14 protein-coding genes are annotated in these 17,463 nt (G+C 51.6%); all 14 read right to left on the bottom strand.

Translation table 11 applies throughout. The features are described 5' to 3' along the window. Positions 1-79: 79 nt before the first annotated feature. A complete protein-coding gene (locus tag C7820_RS26035; RefSeq protein WP_116233483.1) occupies positions 80-4,015 on the bottom strand; it encodes an S-layer homology domain-containing protein in 3,936 nt (1,311 codons plus the stop codon). Between the two features lie 259 nt (positions 4,016-4,274). Then, entirely contained in the window at positions 4,275-4,796 is a 522-nt protein-coding gene (locus C7820_RS26030; protein WP_116233482.1) for a stalk domain-containing protein, read from the bottom strand. A gap of 233 nt (positions 4,797-5,029) precedes the next feature. Beyond that, positions 5,030-6,151: a glycosyltransferase family 4 protein gene (locus C7820_RS26025; RefSeq protein WP_116233481.1), complete on the bottom strand. Its 1,122-nt coding sequence runs from the start codon at positions 6,149-6,151 to the stop codon at positions 5,030-5,032. 113 nt (positions 6,152-6,264) lie between these two features. Then, positions 6,265-7,029, bottom strand: coding sequence for a WecB/TagA/CpsF family glycosyltransferase (locus C7820_RS26020; protein WP_258875419.1), 765 nt, complete (start codon positions 7,027-7,029; stop codon positions 6,265-6,267). 19 nt (positions 7,030-7,048) lie between these two features. Continuing rightward, positions 7,049-8,179 (bottom strand): polysaccharide pyruvyl transferase CsaB, encoded by a 1,131-nt coding sequence (csaB, locus tag C7820_RS26015; protein ID WP_116233480.1) that lies wholly within the window; start codon positions 8,177-8,179, stop codon positions 7,049-7,051. Further along, positions 8,152-10,170 carry a DUF5693 family protein gene (locus C7820_RS26010; RefSeq protein WP_116233479.1) on the bottom strand — a complete coding sequence of 673 codons (2,019 nt, stop codon included), beginning with the start codon at positions 10,168-10,170 and terminating at the stop codon, positions 8,152-8,154. The genes csaB and C7820_RS26010 overlap by 28 nt, the downstream gene beginning before the upstream one ends. 86 nt (positions 10,171-10,256) lie before the next feature. After that, complete coding sequence (locus C7820_RS26005; RefSeq protein WP_116233478.1) at positions 10,257-11,978, bottom strand: phospho-sugar mutase; 1,722 nt, start codon at positions 11,976-11,978, stop codon at positions 10,257-10,259. 37 nt (positions 11,979-12,015) lie between these two features. Beyond that, on the bottom strand, positions 12,016-12,453 hold the full coding sequence (fabZ, locus tag C7820_RS26000) for a 3-hydroxyacyl-ACP dehydratase FabZ (RefSeq protein ID WP_076174644.1): 438 nt from the start codon (positions 12,451-12,453) through the stop codon (positions 12,016-12,018). A 285-nt stretch (positions 12,454-12,738) separates the two neighbouring features. Beyond that, on the bottom strand, positions 12,739-12,957 hold the full coding sequence (locus tag C7820_RS25995; RefSeq protein ID WP_076174647.1) for a DNA-directed RNA polymerase subunit beta: 219 nt from the start codon (positions 12,955-12,957) through the stop codon (positions 12,739-12,741). A gap of 10 nt (positions 12,958-12,967) precedes the next feature. Next, positions 12,968-13,792 (bottom strand): flagellar hook-basal body protein, encoded by an 825-nt coding sequence (locus tag C7820_RS25990; RefSeq protein ID WP_116233477.1) that lies wholly within the window; start codon positions 13,790-13,792, stop codon positions 12,968-12,970. 30 nt (positions 13,793-13,822) lie between these two features. Further along, entirely contained in the window at positions 13,823-14,704 is an 882-nt protein-coding gene (locus C7820_RS25985; protein WP_116233476.1) for a flagellar hook-basal body protein, read from the bottom strand. Between the two features lie 196 nt (positions 14,705-14,900). Beyond that, positions 14,901-15,899 carry a rod shape-determining protein gene (gene mreB, locus C7820_RS25980; protein WP_181909208.1) on the bottom strand — a complete coding sequence of 333 codons (999 nt, stop codon included), beginning with the start codon at positions 15,897-15,899 and terminating at the stop codon, positions 14,901-14,903. Positions 15,900-16,132: 233 nt separating this feature from the next. After that, a complete protein-coding gene (gene spoIIID / locus C7820_RS25975) occupies positions 16,133-16,420 on the bottom strand; it encodes a sporulation transcriptional regulator SpoIIID (protein ID WP_089549722.1) in 288 nt (95 codons plus the stop codon). 236 nt (positions 16,421-16,656) lie between these two features. Beyond that, positions 16,657-17,412 (bottom strand): M23 family metallopeptidase, encoded by a 756-nt coding sequence (locus C7820_RS25970; RefSeq protein WP_116233474.1) that lies wholly within the window; start codon positions 17,410-17,412, stop codon positions 16,657-16,659. Positions 17,413-17,463: the final 51 nt, after the last annotated feature.

The raw sequence follows: 17,463 nt of genomic DNA, 5'->3' as shown, positions 1-17,463 counted from the left end.
ATTTCCGACAAATTACAAAGAGTTGAAATTGGAAAAAGATAGCCTCTCCCCATAAATAAAGGGAAGAGGCTTATCCATACTAGCTTAGATTTTTAGGGAAGATGCTGGTGCTCTTTTTGAGCAGCTCAACTGCAATCTTACCGGCTTCCGCACGCGTCATGCTGCTTTGCGGATTAAAATTATAAGAAGGTTTTTTCTGGCCCGTAATCGTAATCGGCTGACCGGCCATGATTTTAGCACTCACAACAGCTGAAATACCAGGACGCGCATAAATATCGATTTTTCCTGAATCCTGGAACTGCTTATCTAACGCAGCTTTTAACTTAGCGTCATTCGCAGGCATCTTCAGTTTCAGTGCACGTGCGACCATGACCGCTGCCTGTTCGCGGGTAATCGGTTCTTCGACACCAAAGTATCCCTCACCAATACCCGTGACAATACCGGCTCTGGAAGCCGTCTCAATGTATTTGAAATCCCATGTATCGGTTTTGGCTCCAGGCACGATATCGAAATAGGTCTGCACATTGTTATCATAATTCAGTGGGATGTCGAGACCTTTAACCAGCAATGTGGCAAACTCACCACGAGTCGTCAGATCATCTGCACCGAAGGCATCGGCTTGAACGTTAGACATAATGCCTTTGGCATAAAGGGCATTTAGAATGTCTCTCGCCCATGGATGCTTCGTAATATCACTGAACCCGCGGCTCTGCTTCATGACGACATAATAGCCCGAGTCATCAAAAGGAACCGTAATGGTGTGAGCCTTGGTGTTCACGGCTCCTCCGACATTTTCCCATTCTACTTTATCCGTAAATCGGAATACAGTAACGGTAGTGCCTGCCGCATCGACTACGTCAGGGTTGAACGCAATGGTCAACGTTCCCCGCTGGGAAGGTACAATTTTTCTCTCTGGCTCGAGGATCGACAGATCTCTGAAGTTCCCTTCAATAGAGTATGGCGCCAATCCATTTGTTGATGGCTTATAACCCGGTGTTTCCGGAGATCCCGATTCCCCTAATCCCGCGCTGATCCAATATACGTTAGATACTCGTGTGAAGTTGTAAGTTTTGGCCGTGGAATTGAAGAACTCCAGCAGGTCGACCGGCAGCTTGATCGTTTCCTGTCCATTCGGCGTTCTTTGGTCCTTATTCAAGCCGATCACGTCTCCGTAATCGTTCTTTCTTTCCAACACACCGTCTTTCGGGTCGGCAATGCCGAACAGATACTTGTTGTCAGGATAGAACTTAGCCACTTCGCCTACACCGACATTCGCCGATTTCAGCACGGTTCCTTTCGGGAAGGAAAGCTCCAGGGCTTTATTGAATGCACTATACTTAGTGGCCGGTTTTTCCGTCATGTATTGGGAATCAACGGTCACAGCGCTGGTGTAATAGACATCCACCGTTTGGGTGAGCGTCTGCGTGCCTCTTACAATTGATATCTTGATCTTCGTGGATTTGTCCGGTTTCAGTCCTACATAATCATAGAAGAAACGGTCGTTCATATCCGATCTCTTAGTGGCTACACCTTTATCGACCAGAACTTGAGTGGCTCCTTCTGCCTCGATATCGAAACGCACAAAGTTCTTGTTGACCACGATCTGGTCTCCAACCGTTGCTTTCGGCGACAAAATACGGAACGGTGCCACGACGCGTGTGATTTCAAGGCGTTGACTGGTACGCGCCCCTGTACTGTTAATCAGCTCCAGATTATAGACATGACTTCCTGGTGCATCAAACGGAATGTTTCGGATTCGAAGCAGGAACTTCCCATCAACTATGGCCAGATCATAGTCATAATCCTTGCCATTGTATTGGAACTTGTCTGTTTTAATCTCTGTGGTTCCCGTTGTCACTTTGGATAGATCAATTTTTTGGTCCTGAGACGAGAAGAACTTTTGCGATCCAAGGTTTAGATTGATTATTTTCGTTCCGCCACCTTGAATCACCAAGTCGTACTTCAACTGACTTGTTTCATAAATATTGTCCTTATATTCAAAGAGCGGCGAACGTTCCAAAATCTTATCCAGCTTCGGATTGCTTGTCGTCTGCGCCAAGTTCAATTGGCTAAACGGTTCACGGTTTGCATCATCGGCAATGGAAGGCTGGAATGTCGTAATATTCGAAACGTTCGTATCTACGATATAAATTCGCAGTTCTTTACGGACGACCCGTGTATTGCCCTTACCGTCCATCGAAGAACCTGTCAGAACGATCCGGTTCTCTCCATAATAAAGAGGACCTGACACATCAACCTTAAGATTTAAATCAAAGGTTTTGGTTGTGTTGTCAACTTTAAACGACGGATTAAGCTTCAAATCGGTTCCCGTCAGGCCGTTGACGAATAGTTCGGCATTGGAGATGTTTTCAAAATCACGGTATTCACCTTTCAGACGAATCGTTGCTTCTCCCTTACTGGAGTCAATTTCAAATGTCTGACCGTCGTAGAGATTTTCTACATAAATATAGTTCTTTGTAGCATAAGCGATATTGACCGTATAATAAGCACTGGAGTCATTGAAATGGAATCTCACCTGCTGTTTGCCGTTTGAGAATCCTGTTACTTTGTATACAGCTTCGTTATCAGCAAGATCAGACGGTTGTGATCCCTGACTTACCTTACTTATATTTAGAGTCCCAACAGGAAGATACTCTGCATTTAATACTGGCTCAGGAGTAACTCCTTTTATTTTCTGATCAGCTTGAACAAGTACATAAAAAGTATCCGCCTCAAGTTCCGTTCCATCCAGCGGCAACACACTCGTGTCGGCTAACTTATTGCCTTCCTTATAGCCCTTCAGGTATTTCATATTTAAAATACCAACTTCGCCCGGCAAATATTTGAAGATCAAGTCCGTAGCGGCATCGATCTTGTTGTCATACGAAACGCCAAGCTTGATTTTTTGCGCTTGGACACCGGCAGTGAACGCCAGGGAGTTTACTTTAAACGTAACAAGACGATATGCTGGAGTAACTCCGTCTGGTCCCGGAATAGCTGCTTCCTCTAAAACCGAGTAATCAGTTATTTTTTGGTTGTCAATGAGGACCGTACCGGCATCTTTAAAGGACTTACCCGTGTCATCAAGAAGAACTCTTGCGGTTAGAGTGCCCGCAGGAGACCCGTTTTGGCCGTTATCAGTAACGGTTGGCGTGTTATTCAGCAGGTTGTAGTCCTTACCGTTATAGTTCATGTCCAACGTTACAAACGGACTCTTCTTGTCGTAGTAATAAACCTCGCGTGTAACGGAGACTGAGTCCGAGCCATTCTTGATCGCAATCGTCAGCGTGTTAAGACCCGTTTTCAGTTTCAACGCCGGGGAAAAGAACTTACCCGTTTGCGTTAAAGTTGATACCAGCGGCGTATCACTATTTACGGCTACGGTAACATCCGTTGCATTCTTGACATCCCCTTGAAGGGTTACGGACTGCTTGTCCGATACAACCTGTGTTCCTTCATTAAGATAAATTTCCCCGAGGCTGGATCCCAGCAGCTTCAGGTTTTGGACATAAGGTACTTGGTCAAACAAAACGTAGAACACGTCAGATCGCGTAATTCCGTTTTGCGAGCCTGACAAGGTAATCTTGTTGAACCCAGGGAACAGGGATAAGTTCGTCGCCTTAAATTTTTGGGCTGATGACGAAGAGTCTTTCGTAATATTCCCGTCTTTAAAATGGGACGAATCCGTCACCCATTCAATTCCGCCGCCCTGCAAAGTTTTGGAGCTTAGCTGCTCCACTTTTGCTTTGAGTGAATCCTCGGTAACATATGCGTATGTACCGGTTATGGTAAGGGTGGGACTGCTGGACACATACACATTACTCCTGCTAATTTGGTCATCGGAGACTTCAGTCGTTAATAACGATGTTTTCCGCAGATCTAGGTCATCCGGTATAAAATAGGTGGCCGGCTGCGAATCCGCTGCATGCGCAGGCTGAGTTAACCCTGCTGGAAACAATGAAACGATCAATGCCATGAGCATGATCCAGACATACGTCTTCTTAATGCGGTGCATAAATGTTTGATCTCTCCTTTTCGCCTAACTTTTGTGAGATTTCCGGTAATCATGACTGGAAATTCCAATTGGTTCTCTTACTCTTTCTATCGGATACTTTCTTCCTATTTTTTAGGTGAAACTAGAAAAAAGTCCCCCCCTATGTTAAGCATAGTGTTGTTGTAATCGAAATAAAGAGAAAATAAAAAAATCCCAAACCCGGTGCACCTCAGTGCTTCCAGGCTTGGAATCCTTAAAATTACACAAGTATAAGTAATCTCTACATTAATCCAGCTTTTTTCAAGCTTTCTTTGCTCAGAACAAGGGAACCGTTTATTTTAGTGAAATAAATGACAGTTCCGTTTGTAGTCGTAGATGAGCCTCTTTCTTCTCGTTCTTTGAGATCCTGCGTGTTAAAGGAAGATATAATTTCGTCTTTGCCTCGGATCAGGTTGTAAACATATGGTTTTTTCTCATCCACTTCAACTTTGAAATTTGCTCCGCCGGCATAATCCCCGAGTGTAATCCAACCCTCAGTTCCGTTTTTGGGAATAAATTTAATCGTTTTGCTTGCCGCTTCATACGTTGTGTTATAACCAAAAATAGAGCCGGCATCGCGCAGTTGAACATAAGTGTTCCCATTATAGGACAATTGGTTGGATGCCACCTGTTTCGGTATTCCATTCGCGATAATTTTATACTTAACAAGCGTTGCTTTCACTGTGCTCGAAGTGGCAGCCATAGCTACCGTAGAGGACCCGATGAGCATTCCAACCGTAAGACCAATAATCAATTTTTTCATATGTACCCTTCTCCCCTTTTAAATTACTTACACTCATGTTTATTACCCAGCTAGTTAGCATTTGACTAAACAAACTTTATTTATTTTTTAAATTATTGTCGATAGGCTGTTCATCCTGATTTTGGATAGGCAGAAAGACTTATGACTGCTCCATAAGTAATAAAAAACGCCGCACCCCCAGGTGCGACGTTCCTCTACAATATATATAATTGCAAAACGCTTCTTATCTTACCCTAATTATGACGATTCTCACTAACCTTCATCCGCAGCCGGGCAATCAGATTCAGGATCGGCCGCTTCGTCTTGCCGACGAGGCCGATGATCTCTGCGCCGATTTGCAGGAAGAACATCATGACGCAGATCACGACGAACGTGACCCAGTTCGCTTCATACATCGCCGCCGAGGACTGGATGACCGCCAGGACGCCGAAGAACGCGGCGATGCCGTACACGATCAGCACCGACTGGCGGTGGCTGAAGCCGATTTCGCGAAGGCAGTGATGCAGGTGGCCCTTGTCCGGTGCGAAGATCGGTTTCTTCTGCACCCAGCGGCGGATGATCGCAAAGAACGTATCCGACAGCGGCACGCCGATGATGATCAGCGGGGTGATAAACGAGATGATCGCAATCTGCTTGAATCCAAGCAGGGAGAGCATCGCCAGACAGAAGCCCAGGAACAGCGATCCCGTATCCCCCATGAAAATCTTGGCCGGGTGGAAATTGAAGTACAGGAACCCGACGATGGCGCCGAGAAGCAAGAGACACAGCATAGCGACCATCATGTTGCCCATTAGCAGGGACATCACGAGGATGGTGCCGATCGCAATGCCGGATACGCCGGCTGCCAGGCCGTCGAGACCGTCGATGAGGTTAATGGCGTTCGTCACGCCGATAATCCAAATGATGGTCAGCGGAATGGAAATCCAGTTTTCAAGCGAAGAATAGTTATCAGCAAAAGGAATATTTACAAAGTCCACTTTGATGTCGAATCCGAACACGACCACGCATGCAGCGATGATCTGTCCGAGCAGCTTCACCTTGGCCGACAGTTCGAAGCGGTCGTCGAGCGCGCCGATCAGCACAATCAGCGTTCCTCCCAGCAGGAATGCCTTAATAAAGTTGGAATCCCGCATCGAGAAATGATCAGCGACAAACGGAAGCACTGCGAACATGGCTAGTATAAAAGCAAGATATATGGCTAAACCGCCAAGCCGGGGCATAATTCGCGTATGCACTTTTCGGGCATTCGGTACGTCCACGGCTCCGATCTTCACCGCCAGCTTCTTGACGAGCGGCGTCAAGACCAGTGCCAGGATGAGCGACACGATACATCCGATGATGGCTAGCATTAACATGTGATTGTTCAACCCCCAATTGTTCTACCGGATTGAATTATACTCTGATCGAAAAATAAAACCAATCCCGTTTTTTCGCAAAATATCGGGTTATTCAAGACGATTTCATCTTTTTATCTGGGTTTTGTCAGGTTTTCTTTATCCCGCAGCACTTTCACTACGAATTTCGGCAGCGCAAGCATTCTTTTGGCTCGCGTCGGTTCCTTTAACAGGCGGTATAACCACTCCGCCCGCAGCTGCTGGAACAGCTTGGGAGCCCGTTTGGACTTGCCGGAAATGACGTCGAAGCTTCCTCCGACGCCCATCATGACCGGTACGCCGAGCTGCTCCTTGTAACGCGCGATCCAAGGTTCCTGCGTATCTACGGCGCGTGCCACGAACAGAATGTCCGGCTCCGCTTCACGGATTGCCGCGATCACTTCGGCGTCCTGCTCCTGGGAAAAGTAGCCATCACGAAATCCCGAGATTTGAACCCCCGGATACTGCAAATGTAACCGCTCCGCCGTCGCCTGAATCACTTCAGACGTCGATCCGAGCAAATACACTTTCCAGTGATAGTCTTCTCCGACCTTCATCAATTCATGTAGGAGGTCAAAACCTGCAACGCGTTCCTTCACGGGCGATCCGGCTTTATCCGCCGCCCATACCACTCCCGTCCCGTCCGGGACGAGCAGATCGGCTCCCCTCATGACGTCCATGTAAGCAGGGTCCTGAAGGGCCGTCATCACCATAATGGGATTGGCGGTAATGATCTGATGCGGCCGGCGCTCACCCGACTGGATGAGTCCGGTTAAATATTGAACGGTATCGGTCATGCCCCATCGGCTCACCGGAATGCCGAAAATCGGCACCGTGGGCACTTGGCTTGGTTGGTTCACGCTATAATCACCTTATCCTTTATTGCTGCTGCAAAAAATCAATAATATGCTGCGCCGGAGCCTGCGCCTCTTCCATCAGCACCGCGATGCGCTCGCGGTTCGCCTCCTGCCAGAGGCTGCTCTCGCTCAGCAGGCGGGCCACTTCGCTCTTCAGCGCCTCAGGCGCCAGCGAAGCGCTTGTCCCTACAGGCTCCAGATCCAGCCGCTTCAAAAAGTTATCGATCTTCGGATCATAGGACACGCCGATCATCGGCACCAGCTGATTCGCGGCATAGATGAGGCTGTGCAGCCTCATGCCGATAACGACGTCACAGCGGCCAACCTCGGCCAGCATCTGCTGCGGATGTACCGCATCGCGGCACACCGACACGACGCTGCCGTTCGCGGATACATCGCCCATCCGGTCGATGATTTCCTGCGACGCTTTCACATCGTCCGGCAGATGGAAAGGCAGGAAGCGCAGATGCACCGCCTGCTCCTGGCACAGCTTGCTCAGCCCGTCGGCCATCGCCTGCAGCTCCCGGCGCTCCGGATCCCAATAGCGGACCGAGATGCCGATTACCGGCAGCGGACGTTCAGCATCCTCCTGCAGCGATTCTGGCTTCTTGCCGCCGGTCGTCAGGCCCATCACCGGATCAGGCACGATCTGAACCCGGTTCCAGCCCAGCCCCATGCGCTCCAGCAGGCGTGCCGACTCTTGATCCCGAACCGATATATATTCACATTTGTTAAATACGCTTTTGATGAACGGGTGAAACAACTTCCGGTTGACGGGCCCAATCCCTTGAGAGTAGATAAAGACCGGCTTTTTCAACCACTGGGCCAGCTTGATCACCCCGAGATAATAAGGGATCGTCTTGGAGCTGGTGGCATCCTGCAGCAGGCTGCCGCCGCCGCTGATCAGGCCTGAGCTTTCCTTCAGCGCCTGTCTCACTTCGCCCAGCTTCATCCGGTGTACCGCGTCCACGCCGTAGGTGACCTTGGTCCACTCAGGATCGATAGAGAGAACCACCGGCCGAATCGAAACGCCGGCTGCCTTCCCCCGCTCCTCCAGAGCGGTCAAGATCGATTGGAGCACCGCCTCATCCCCGCTGTTCCGGAACCCGTAGTATCCGGAGATGACTACGGTCTTCTGAGACGTGGTACCCATCGTTTCCAACACCCTTCCAGTACTTGCCATACGCCAATGGCGATCAGGCCAAAGATAAATCCGAGACCCAGACCAAGCAGGTCACGAACGAACGAAATTTTCATCGGCGAGTGGATATGCGCGAATGTATCCACCATCGACAGCTGGCCGATGACAGTAAAGATCATCAAATAAACAACGTTCCGGTATCTAAGCGACAAGAAGATGCCCAGCAGGAACAGTGGATGCGCGACGAGCTCCTTGCTCCGCGGACGAACGTGGAACGTATTCTCCAAGAACGTGCGGAATGTCATCTCGATCGAGCTGACGCTTCCCCCGTTACCGGTGCGGCTCAGATAATATAAGCCTAACACACCTAGGACAGCGGCTGCCACTACCCAGACCAATGTAATCGGGGTGCGGAATAATTTACCGATTTGCTGCAGCGGTTTTCCGCCGCGGTACAGCACGACATAAATCGCAATGAGACCGATCGGCGCCGCATGCAGCAGGCTGACGCCGCGGAACTGATTCAGTACCAGGCTGTACGTAATGTTGTTCAGCAGCGCGATGACAAAAGGAATCGCACTCATCGAAATAATCGCCGTCTTGATATAAGTCACAACCGCATGAGCCAACCGGCGTCCAGATGTAAGCCCGGCGTTGGCCGCGTTCATTTCGTTCAGCTTTCGGACCGCCAGCAGCACGGCAATCGTCGGGGCGCTGATCGCCACGAGCAGAGCCAGCGCTTGTTCAAACAGCGTCGGCTTGAGGACATACAGTCCTGCGCTGCCAATTAACCCAAGCACAAATGCGATCAGGGTCAGTGCCGGGATAAAGTAAGAAACGAGGAGCGCAACGAAGGCAACCCCGCCGAGCACGACAACCATTTTAAAATAACGCTGTCCGGCCGAATCATAAATATGGAATGCTCCCGCTTGTCCCATCTTGAAGCCGTTGTTCTCCATCTGCTTGATGGCATTTCCCGGCTCCTGCAGAGTTTTCACGATATTTTCCACAGAATCGGTAATCGTGGCCTTGGTTACGTTGCGGGATGGAGCGACATTGATATACAGCATCCGGATGTTCCGGTCCTTCGTCGCCAGCGCAAACCGGTCGGCAATCGTCTCCGGGCTCAGCGCCGCAGCATCACGGTCGCTCAGGGAGTACAGACGGGCTACATTGTAATCCGTATCGTAGGCCAGCTTGGACAGCCCCTTCTGCGGCTGCTTCAGGTTCTCGATGGCCGCAATGCCGATCCCGTATTGGTTCAGCAGGTTGGCAAAGCCCTGCAGGCTGTTCATATCCTCATTGTCATTGAAGCCTTTAACGGAATCGCCCTCAAACAATACGCGTTTGACGCCGTTCGCCTGATAGTAGGCCAGCAGCTTGTCCATCGCTTCCTGGTTGTAAGGAAGGCTGTCGGACATCCGCGGCACGATGTTGAATCCTTTGCTGCGCAGCATTTCGAATGCAATCGGATCTGGCTGCATTGGCTTGAGCACGGCATCCTCCGGGGAAGTTTCCAGAATCAGGCCCTTCTGCCCGTTGAATTCCCATGGCTTGACGCCGATGCCGATCCCCGTAAAGGTGTCTTCGATCAGGGGAGACAAGCGTCCCGCATTCTCTTCGTTCGTAAACAGAATATAGGTATAGTTATCGTTGGTTGGGATGACGCTCTTCGTCATCGAGGCGACGTCCCCCGCATTAAACATCATGATGCGGCGGGATTTTTTAAAATCGTCCAGCGTACTCTCGAACATCGCCATGCTCGTCACGCCCGCCGCCTTCAGCTGATCCAGCTGCTGCTGAAGGTATTCCTCCGGATGGGCTTGATACGAAGCCGTCTCCACCAGTCCGCGATAGTTATACACCAACTCTACGTTATTGGAAGATGACTCCGTCCGGTAGCGGTCATAAATCACCGGAATCGCGGCGATTATGCCCAGCACGACGAGAATCCACAGCCATTTGCGGGATGCCGTGTTCCAACGCTGCCATTTCTGATGCACCAAAAGTACCTCCTCATAATAACTCCGGGAATCCGCAGCGTTCTTCTTCGAACACGCGGCCTCCCGGAATATCCATTTCTTAAATGTTAGGCGTCAACCCTTGCCATCACTTCATCCGACAATTTCTGAATACGCGCATTCGCATCATCCAGAGAGTCGCCTCTCACGGCAAAGTATACCTTGATCTTCGGCTCTGTCCCCGATGGGCGCAGGCAGAACCAGGAACCGTCTTCCAGCATATATTTCAGCACGTTTTCCTTCGGCAGGCCGTCCAGCCCTTTCGAATAATCCAGAACCTGCGTGACGGCTTGTCCTGCCACCGTCTGCGGCGGGTTGCTGCGCCAATCGGACATTTTTGCCTGGATTTGGGCCAGGCCGTCCTTGCCTTTCAGCGTGCGGGACTCCAGTTTCTCCTGGAAGTAGCCGAACTGCTCATACAGCTCCTGCAGCACTTCGTACAGCGTCTTGCCTTGAGCCTTGTAGTAGGCACCCGCTTCACAGATGAGCAGCGAGGCCAGTACGGCGTCCTTATCGCGGGCATAGTTGCCGGCGAGGTATCCGTAGCTCTCCTCGTATCCGAACAGATACGTATGGGAGCCGGTCTTCTCGAACTGGGTCATTTTCTCCCCAATGTATTTAAAGCCGGTCAGCGTGTTGAATACTTCCGCCCCAAAATGCTTGGCGATCGTCGCACCCATCTCGCTGGTTACAATCGTTTTGATAACCGCCCCGTTGCTTGGCAGCTTGCCGGCTTCTTTTAATTGGCTGAGCAAATAATAAATCATGAGTGCCCCGGACTGGTTGCCGGACAATACGACGAACTCTCCTGCCTGGTTCTTCACCACCGCACCCATGCGGTCGGCATCCGGGTCGGTTCCGATCAACAAATCAGCACCGATCTCCTGCCCTACCTTCATGGCCAGCGTGAACGCTTCGCGCTCTTCCGGGTTCGGAGACTTCACGGTGGAAAATTCCGCGTCCGGCTGCTCCTGCTCCGCTACGATATGCACGTTCGTAAAGCCGACTTCCTCCAGCACACGGCGGACCGGAATATTTCCTGTCCCATGAAGCGGCGTGTAGACGATTTTAAAATCTTTGCCAAGCTTCGAAGCAATCGCTTCGCGGTTAACGCTGACATCGGCTACGGTGCGGATAAACGCATCGTCATCCTCTTGGCTGAGCCATACGAGCAGCCCCTTCGCTTCCGCTTCCTGCTGATCCAGCCGCTTCACCGCAGCGAAGGAATCGACCTGCTGGATGTAAGAGATGACCTTCTCCGCTTCGTCAGGGACAAGCTGTCCGCCCTCGGCATTATAAACCTTGTACCCATTATATTCCGGTGGGTTATGGCTCGCCGTAATGACGATGCCGCCGGTCGCTCCCAAATGGCGCACGCTGAACGACAGCTGCGGCGTCGGGCGCAGGGACGGGAATAGCTTGGCGGTAATACCGTTGCCTGCAAGCACCAGAGCGGCTTCCAGCGCAAACTCCGGCGAGAAGTGGCGGGAATCATGGGCGATCACGACCGAAGGCGTGCCCTCAGCCGAACCGTGCTGCTCCAGTATGTAGCGTGCAAATCCTTGCGTCGCCTTGCCGACGGTGTACCGGTTGATGCGGTTGCTTCCTGCGCCGATCACGCCGCGGAGACCGCCTGTGCCAAACTCCAAATCTTTGTAAAAACGGTCTTCCAGCTCCAGCGGCTGATCGGACAGCCCTTCGAGCTCCCGTTTCGTTTCTTCATCTATAGAAGGATCTTGAAGCCATTGCTTGACATTCTCACTTGCTTGAGTGCTGAGTTGTTGTGTCATTACTGCTTCTCCTTTCCATAATAAGAATGATGGTTACTTAAGATTGTGCGGGGTCGGACAGGGCAAACATGATGTCGCCTTCCGCGACGACTTTATCGTCGACCTTGGCTACGGCGTGTCCCTTCCCGATGCTTCCCTTCAGGCGGGTAATTTCCACCTCAAGGCGAAGCGTATCGCCGGGCACCACTTGTCCACGGAAGCGGAAGTTATCGAGACCGGCCAGAAAGCCGATTTTGCCCCGGTTGCTCTCTTCCTTCAAAATAGCGGCTGCCCCTACCTGCGCCAGCGCCTCGGTGATCAGCACGCCAGGCATAACCGGATATTCCGGAAAGTGGCCGATGAAAAAAGGCTCATTAATGGTTACATTCTTGATCCCGACCGCGCGCTTACCGACTTCCATCTCGATGATGCGGTCCACCAGCAAAAACGGAGGCCGGTGCGGGATGATCTCCTGAATTTCTTTCACGTTAAGCACGTCTCTCAAACTCCTTTCAAAATAGGCGAATCACCGCAACTTTCAAGGGTTATACTGCATAAAATCCATAGATTTCGGAAAAAACTAAACTATCCTTCACCCTCTGCAGAAGTGAAGGTTCAGATAAGGGGCCTTTCTCCGGTATGCCGATCCTGATGAACGGCACGGGGGAGGCCCTTTTGTACGGGCTTCGCAAGTCCCCCATCATTATACATTTTCCGAGCAAAAAAAGAAAACTCCCGAATGGAAGGAGTTTTCTGTCAAAAGTCAGCGGTTAGACGCCCGTTAGGGCGCAAATACCAAATCGATCACATGCTGCCAAGTCTTCCATTGAAACACGTCGGACAGGCTCTGTTTGCCGATAAAGACATAACCGAAGGTCATTCCGCCAACCAGAGCGAGCAGCAAAAACAGCGGAATCATCCAGCGGATGACGATTCTCCATCTTGCCGTCTTCCGCACGGCCGGTTTCGCTTTGCCAGCTGCTTGGGTTTTCTCACTCATTGCAGAACTCCTATCCACGGATATTGTTCGCCAGATTCATCATCGTGTCGCTGGATGTCAGTGCCCGGGCGGATAGCTGATAAGCGCGCTGCGCCTGCATCATATCCGTTATTTCTTGCGCATAATCGACATTCGACTGTTCCAGATATCCCGAACGGATGGTTGTCCCGGAGGTGGCTGCGGTATAAGGGGCGTTGCCGAACACCTGAGCCTTCGTCAGGTTGCCGGGAATAACAAACAGGTTGCCGTCCATCTGCACCAGCGCATCCGGGCGGACCGGCGATGCCAGCTGAATGGTAGCCACGGTGTTTGTTCCCGCCGCATTCTTAACAATGACCTGTCCGTCCTGATCGACGGCCACCTTGGCATTGTTGGCGACGGAGATTTGTCTGCCGTTCGTATCAAGAACGAAGTATCCCTGATTGTTGACCAGCACCATGTTATTCTGCCTGGCAGGGTCGGGATCGGGCACAAAATGGAAGGCGCCTTCCCGGGTGTAGGCCGTGCGTCCGTTCGCTTCAACCGCAAACAGGCCCGTGCCTTCAATCGCGAGATCCAGCGGATTCCCCGTCTGATTCAGCGGTCCCTGCTGCATATCCCGGGTGATTTCCGTCATCCGCATCCCAAAACCGTTTGTGTATCCAAGCGGGGACACCCGTCCGTTCTGCTTGAAGCCGTCAGGCTGCTGCGTGACCGTGGTTAGCACGTCCTCGAAGGAGCTATCCTTCCGCTTGTATCCGTCCGTATCGATGTTGGCGATGTTATCCGCGATGACGTCCAGCTTCCGCTGCAGCGCATTCATGGATACCATCGCGCTGATCATGGAGTTATTCATTTACGTGCACCCTCCCTAGTCCGTAGCATCCTATACCTTGCCGACCTCGTTGACAGCCTTGTCCAAACTTTTATCATAAAATTGCACGACCTTCTGATTGGCCTCGTAGGCCCGAAGCGCCGTGTTCATGTCTACGACCGCCGCGGAGGAATCCACGTTGGACTGCTCCAAATAATGCTGCCGCACTTCTACGCGGTCGGCGTTACCCAACGCGCGGACACCGGCAGCTGCGGTATCATCCACCTTGAACAATCCGTCACCCGTACGCACCATCTGGCCGGGCTGCCCCACGACGGCAATGCCAAGCCGTGTTCCGGGCGCACCCGTTGCGGGATTCAAAATAAACCCCTGCTCGTTCACTTTAAGGCTGTCCACCGAGCCTGTCAACCGAATGGGCCGATTATTGGCATCCAATACCTGGTACCCGGCCGAAGTCAGCAGCAAACCGTCCGGAGTCACTTTGAAGCTGCCGTCTTTCGTATACCCGATTTCCCCATCCGCATTGCGGACCGTAAAGTACGCCTCCGGCTTGTACGTCACTTTGCCGTCCGCATCGACATACTTGCCGGATTGGTCGAACGGAATGTTCTGGCCCGTTGCCGGATCGGTAACTTCAATATCGGACACCAGCGCAAAGTCAGTCGGCTTCTCGCTCTCCGTGATGACGCCCTGCTGGTACATGGACAAGCTCTCTTCGGCAAAAACGCCTGTGTTCAGCTTGCCGAGCTGCGGGTTCGGATTCTCCGCTCCCCCGCCGATCATCGAAATCAGCACCTCGGGGAACGAACGGGCAACGCTGTTGACCTGCTTGTACCCAGGGGTGTTGATGTTGGCAATATTTTGGACGTCGGTATCGTGGCGGCTCTGCTGCGTCATCATGCCGGCAGCGGCGGTGTAAAGTCCTCTCAGCATTGAGATGGGGTCCCTCCCTGTTTCATGTGCTTGTTCATTGGGTAATAAAAATTTTATCTTCATATAATATAGAATACATCGCTGATCTATATGAACGGGCTCCTCAGAGCCCGCGATCCATAGTACATATATCGGACATAGGCCCGGGTTTTTTTAGGGTTTTGCCGCAGCCGGCTCAGGGGCCGGCCACAAATTATTAGAATGCTTTCTTGGACACCTTGTCCAAGTGATCGAGCATGAGTCCCGTACCTTTCACGACACAGTGCATCGGGTCTTCCGCGATCAGCACCGGCACGTGCAGCTCTTCGGCGAGCAGCTCGTCCAATCCGTCAAGCAAAGCGCCACCGCCGGTGAGAATCACGCCGCGGTCGATAATGTCGGCGGACAGTTCGGGAGGCGTCCGTTCCAGCACCGACTTGGCAGCAGCCACGATCATCGAGACCGGTTCCCACAGCGCTTCCTGAACTTCGTTCGATGAGACCGTCACGGTAAGCGGCAGTCCGCTGACCATATCGCGCCCGCGGATATCGATCTCATCCTGGCGTCCGCCCGGACGGACGGTGCCTACCTTGATCTTGATATCCTCCGAGGTGCGTTCACCGATGAGGAGCTTGTACTTATTTTTAATATATTTCACGATCGCTTCGTCGAACTTGTCCCCCGCCATTTTAATAGAAGAGGCGGTAACGACGTCGCCCATGGACAGGACGGCTACATCCGTCGTTCCGCCGCCGATATCGACGACCATATTGCCGCTTGGCTGATAAATATCCATACCCGCGCCAATGGCTGCGGCTTTCGGTTCTTCTTCCAGGAACACATCCTTGGCTCCGCTTCGCTCGGCGGCTTCCCGGATGGCCTTCTGTTCAACAGAGGTAATATTCGTAGGCGCGCAGATCAGAATCCGCGGCCGGCTGCTCCAGCTGCGTCCTCCCACACTGCTGATGAAGTACTTCAGCATCGCTTCCGTAATCGCAAAATCCGCAATGACCCCGTCGCGCAGCGGACGAATCGCCACGATATTCCCAGGCGTGCGGCCAACCATTCTCCGGGCTTCTTCCCCGACGGCAAGGACTTTTTTGGTGTCGCTTTCGATCGTCACGACGGAAGGCTCGTTGAGTACAACCCCCCTCCCTTTGACATGAATCAGCACGTTGGCTGTGCCAAGATCAATTCCAATATCCTTGCTAAACATCATGAAAAGAGCCCCCAAAGTATTATTTTATGGTAAAAGAGTCCCTGTTACCGCTTATAAGAAGTCCCATTTCGACAGGATGTGGCAGGAAGTTATGTATTTTTGGGAAAAAGGGATCACATTTTTCGACCTTATACCATCTTTTAACATATCATACTTCAGGGGAGGGATACAATGGGCACAGGTGTGCCCTGCCGCAAGATCATATGAACCGGGCCCGGAAGCCCAGATGGTCAGGCTTTGGCGGAAGCGACGGCTTCCCGTTTTTTCCCGCTGGTCTTTTTATACTTAATCTTGGTCGCTTCGCCTCCCCGGAGATGACGGATCGATTTGTGGTATTCAAGAATGTGCTTAACCTGATCAGCCAGATCGGGATTGATTTCCGGCAAACGTTCGGTTAAATCCTTATGCACTGTGCTCTTCGATACGCCAAATTCCTTGGCAATGGTTCGGACCGTGTGTCTCGTTTCCACGATACAACGACCAATTTTAATGGTCCGTTCTTTGATGTAATCGTGCACGCTCCCGCCTCCCTACTGTGGATAGTTTGGTACATTATATGAGGGGCGTGCCTATATATTCGCGCTTTCCAAGCCTGACAAGCTCCGCAAGGCCCATTTATTTTACGGGCAGCGCAAAATAACCCCGCAAATCGAGGGGGCTGCCCAGAGCCCTTTCCCGCCATTCACAAGGGTTTGCACAACAAAAGGCAGGGATTGTCCCTGCCTTTAGGCTTATTTTTTATTCATGCTTTCGGTTATTGCTTCGGAAGAACCGTTTCCGGATTGACCGGAGTTCCATTGTCGTACACTTCGAAGTGTACGTGGTTGCCCAGTTCCTTCTCGATTTCGCTGCGTCCGGCGGTGCCGATCGTATCGCCCTGCTTCACGGTGTCGCCCAGTTTAACTTTGGCGTCCGAGAGGCTTTGGTAGACCGTCTTGAGATTGTTGTCATGGGTAATCTCGATCACGGTTCCCGTCAGCGGCGGGTTCAAATCGACGCGAGTGACTTTTCCGCCGAGAGCGGCTTTGACGTCAAACGCTTGGTCATCTGCGCGGGCCAGGTCGACACCGACGTTCGGAGTGAACGTGTCATCGTACTGAACCATCGCGGCTTGATGATTTTCTTCGGTACCATTTTCATCATAGAACGGCTTCACGACTTTTACGTCTTTGGCATTCGCCACCGGCCATACCATACCTTCGGCATTGGCGGTTACTTCAACAGCATTGTCCTTGGCGTCTGTGGCAGTGTCTTTACCGGCTGCAGCATCCGAAGCGGTAGTAGATTGCTCCGTTACTTTAGCGGGGTCTTGGGTAAGGTTCTTCTGGCTGGTATCCTGGTAGACCCACACTAAGGTTAGTATAATTGCTGCTGCGGCCACGTAAGCTGCCGGGTATACCCACCGTTTGGACAACAGCTTTTTCCACGAAGAAGGCTGATTTACAGGCTCTCCTTGCACTTTTTTAGGAGCTTCGCCGTGGTTTTGACTACTTTTGTTTTGTTCATTCATATGTTTATCACCTCAGTAACATTGTTACCGGGGCGGAATCTTTTATACGTA

This window comes from Paenibacillus sp. VMFN-D1 (assembly GCF_003386155.1).
GTDB lineage: Bacteria > Bacillota > Bacilli > Paenibacillales > Paenibacillaceae > Paenibacillus_AQ > Paenibacillus_AQ favisporus.
This window is presented reverse-complemented; position numbering and strand designations above follow the sequence as displayed.

Bases quoted from the DNA above. Each gene is read 5' to 3' on its own strand.
- C7820_RS25970 (WP_116233474.1), bottom strand. From the start codon at position 17,412: ATGAATGAACAAAACAAAAGTAGTCAAAACCACGGCGAAGCTCCTAAA.
- C7820_RS25990 (WP_116233477.1), bottom strand. From the start codon at position 13,792: ATGAATAACTCCATGATCAGCGCGATGGTATCCATGAATGCGCTGCAG.
- C7820_RS25995 (WP_076174647.1), bottom strand. From the start codon at position 12,957: ATGAGTGAGAAAACCCAAGCAGCTGGCAAAGCGAAACCGGCCGTGCGG.
- C7820_RS26005 (WP_116233478.1), bottom strand. From the start codon at position 11,978: ATGACACAACAACTCAGCACTCAAGCAAGTGAGAATGTCAAGCAATGG.
- mreB (WP_181909208.1), bottom strand. From the start codon at position 15,899: ATGTTTAGCAAGGATATTGGAATTGATCTTGGCACAGCCAACGTGCTG.
- C7820_RS26030 (WP_116233482.1), bottom strand. From the start codon at position 4,796: ATGAAAAAATTGATTATTGGTCTTACGGTTGGAATGCTCATCGGGTCC.
- C7820_RS26025 (WP_116233481.1), bottom strand. From the start codon at position 6,151: ATGTTAATGCTAGCCATCATCGGATGTATCGTGTCGCTCATCCTGGCA.
- C7820_RS25985 (WP_116233476.1), bottom strand. From the start codon at position 14,704: ATGCTGAGAGGACTTTACACCGCCGCTGCCGGCATGATGACGCAGCAG.
- csaB (WP_116233480.1), bottom strand. From the start codon at position 8,179: ATGGGTACCACGTCTCAGAAGACCGTAGTCATCTCCGGATACTACGGG.
- C7820_RS26035 (WP_116233483.1), bottom strand. From the start codon at position 4,015: ATGCACCGCATTAAGAAGACGTATGTCTGGATCATGCTCATGGCATTG.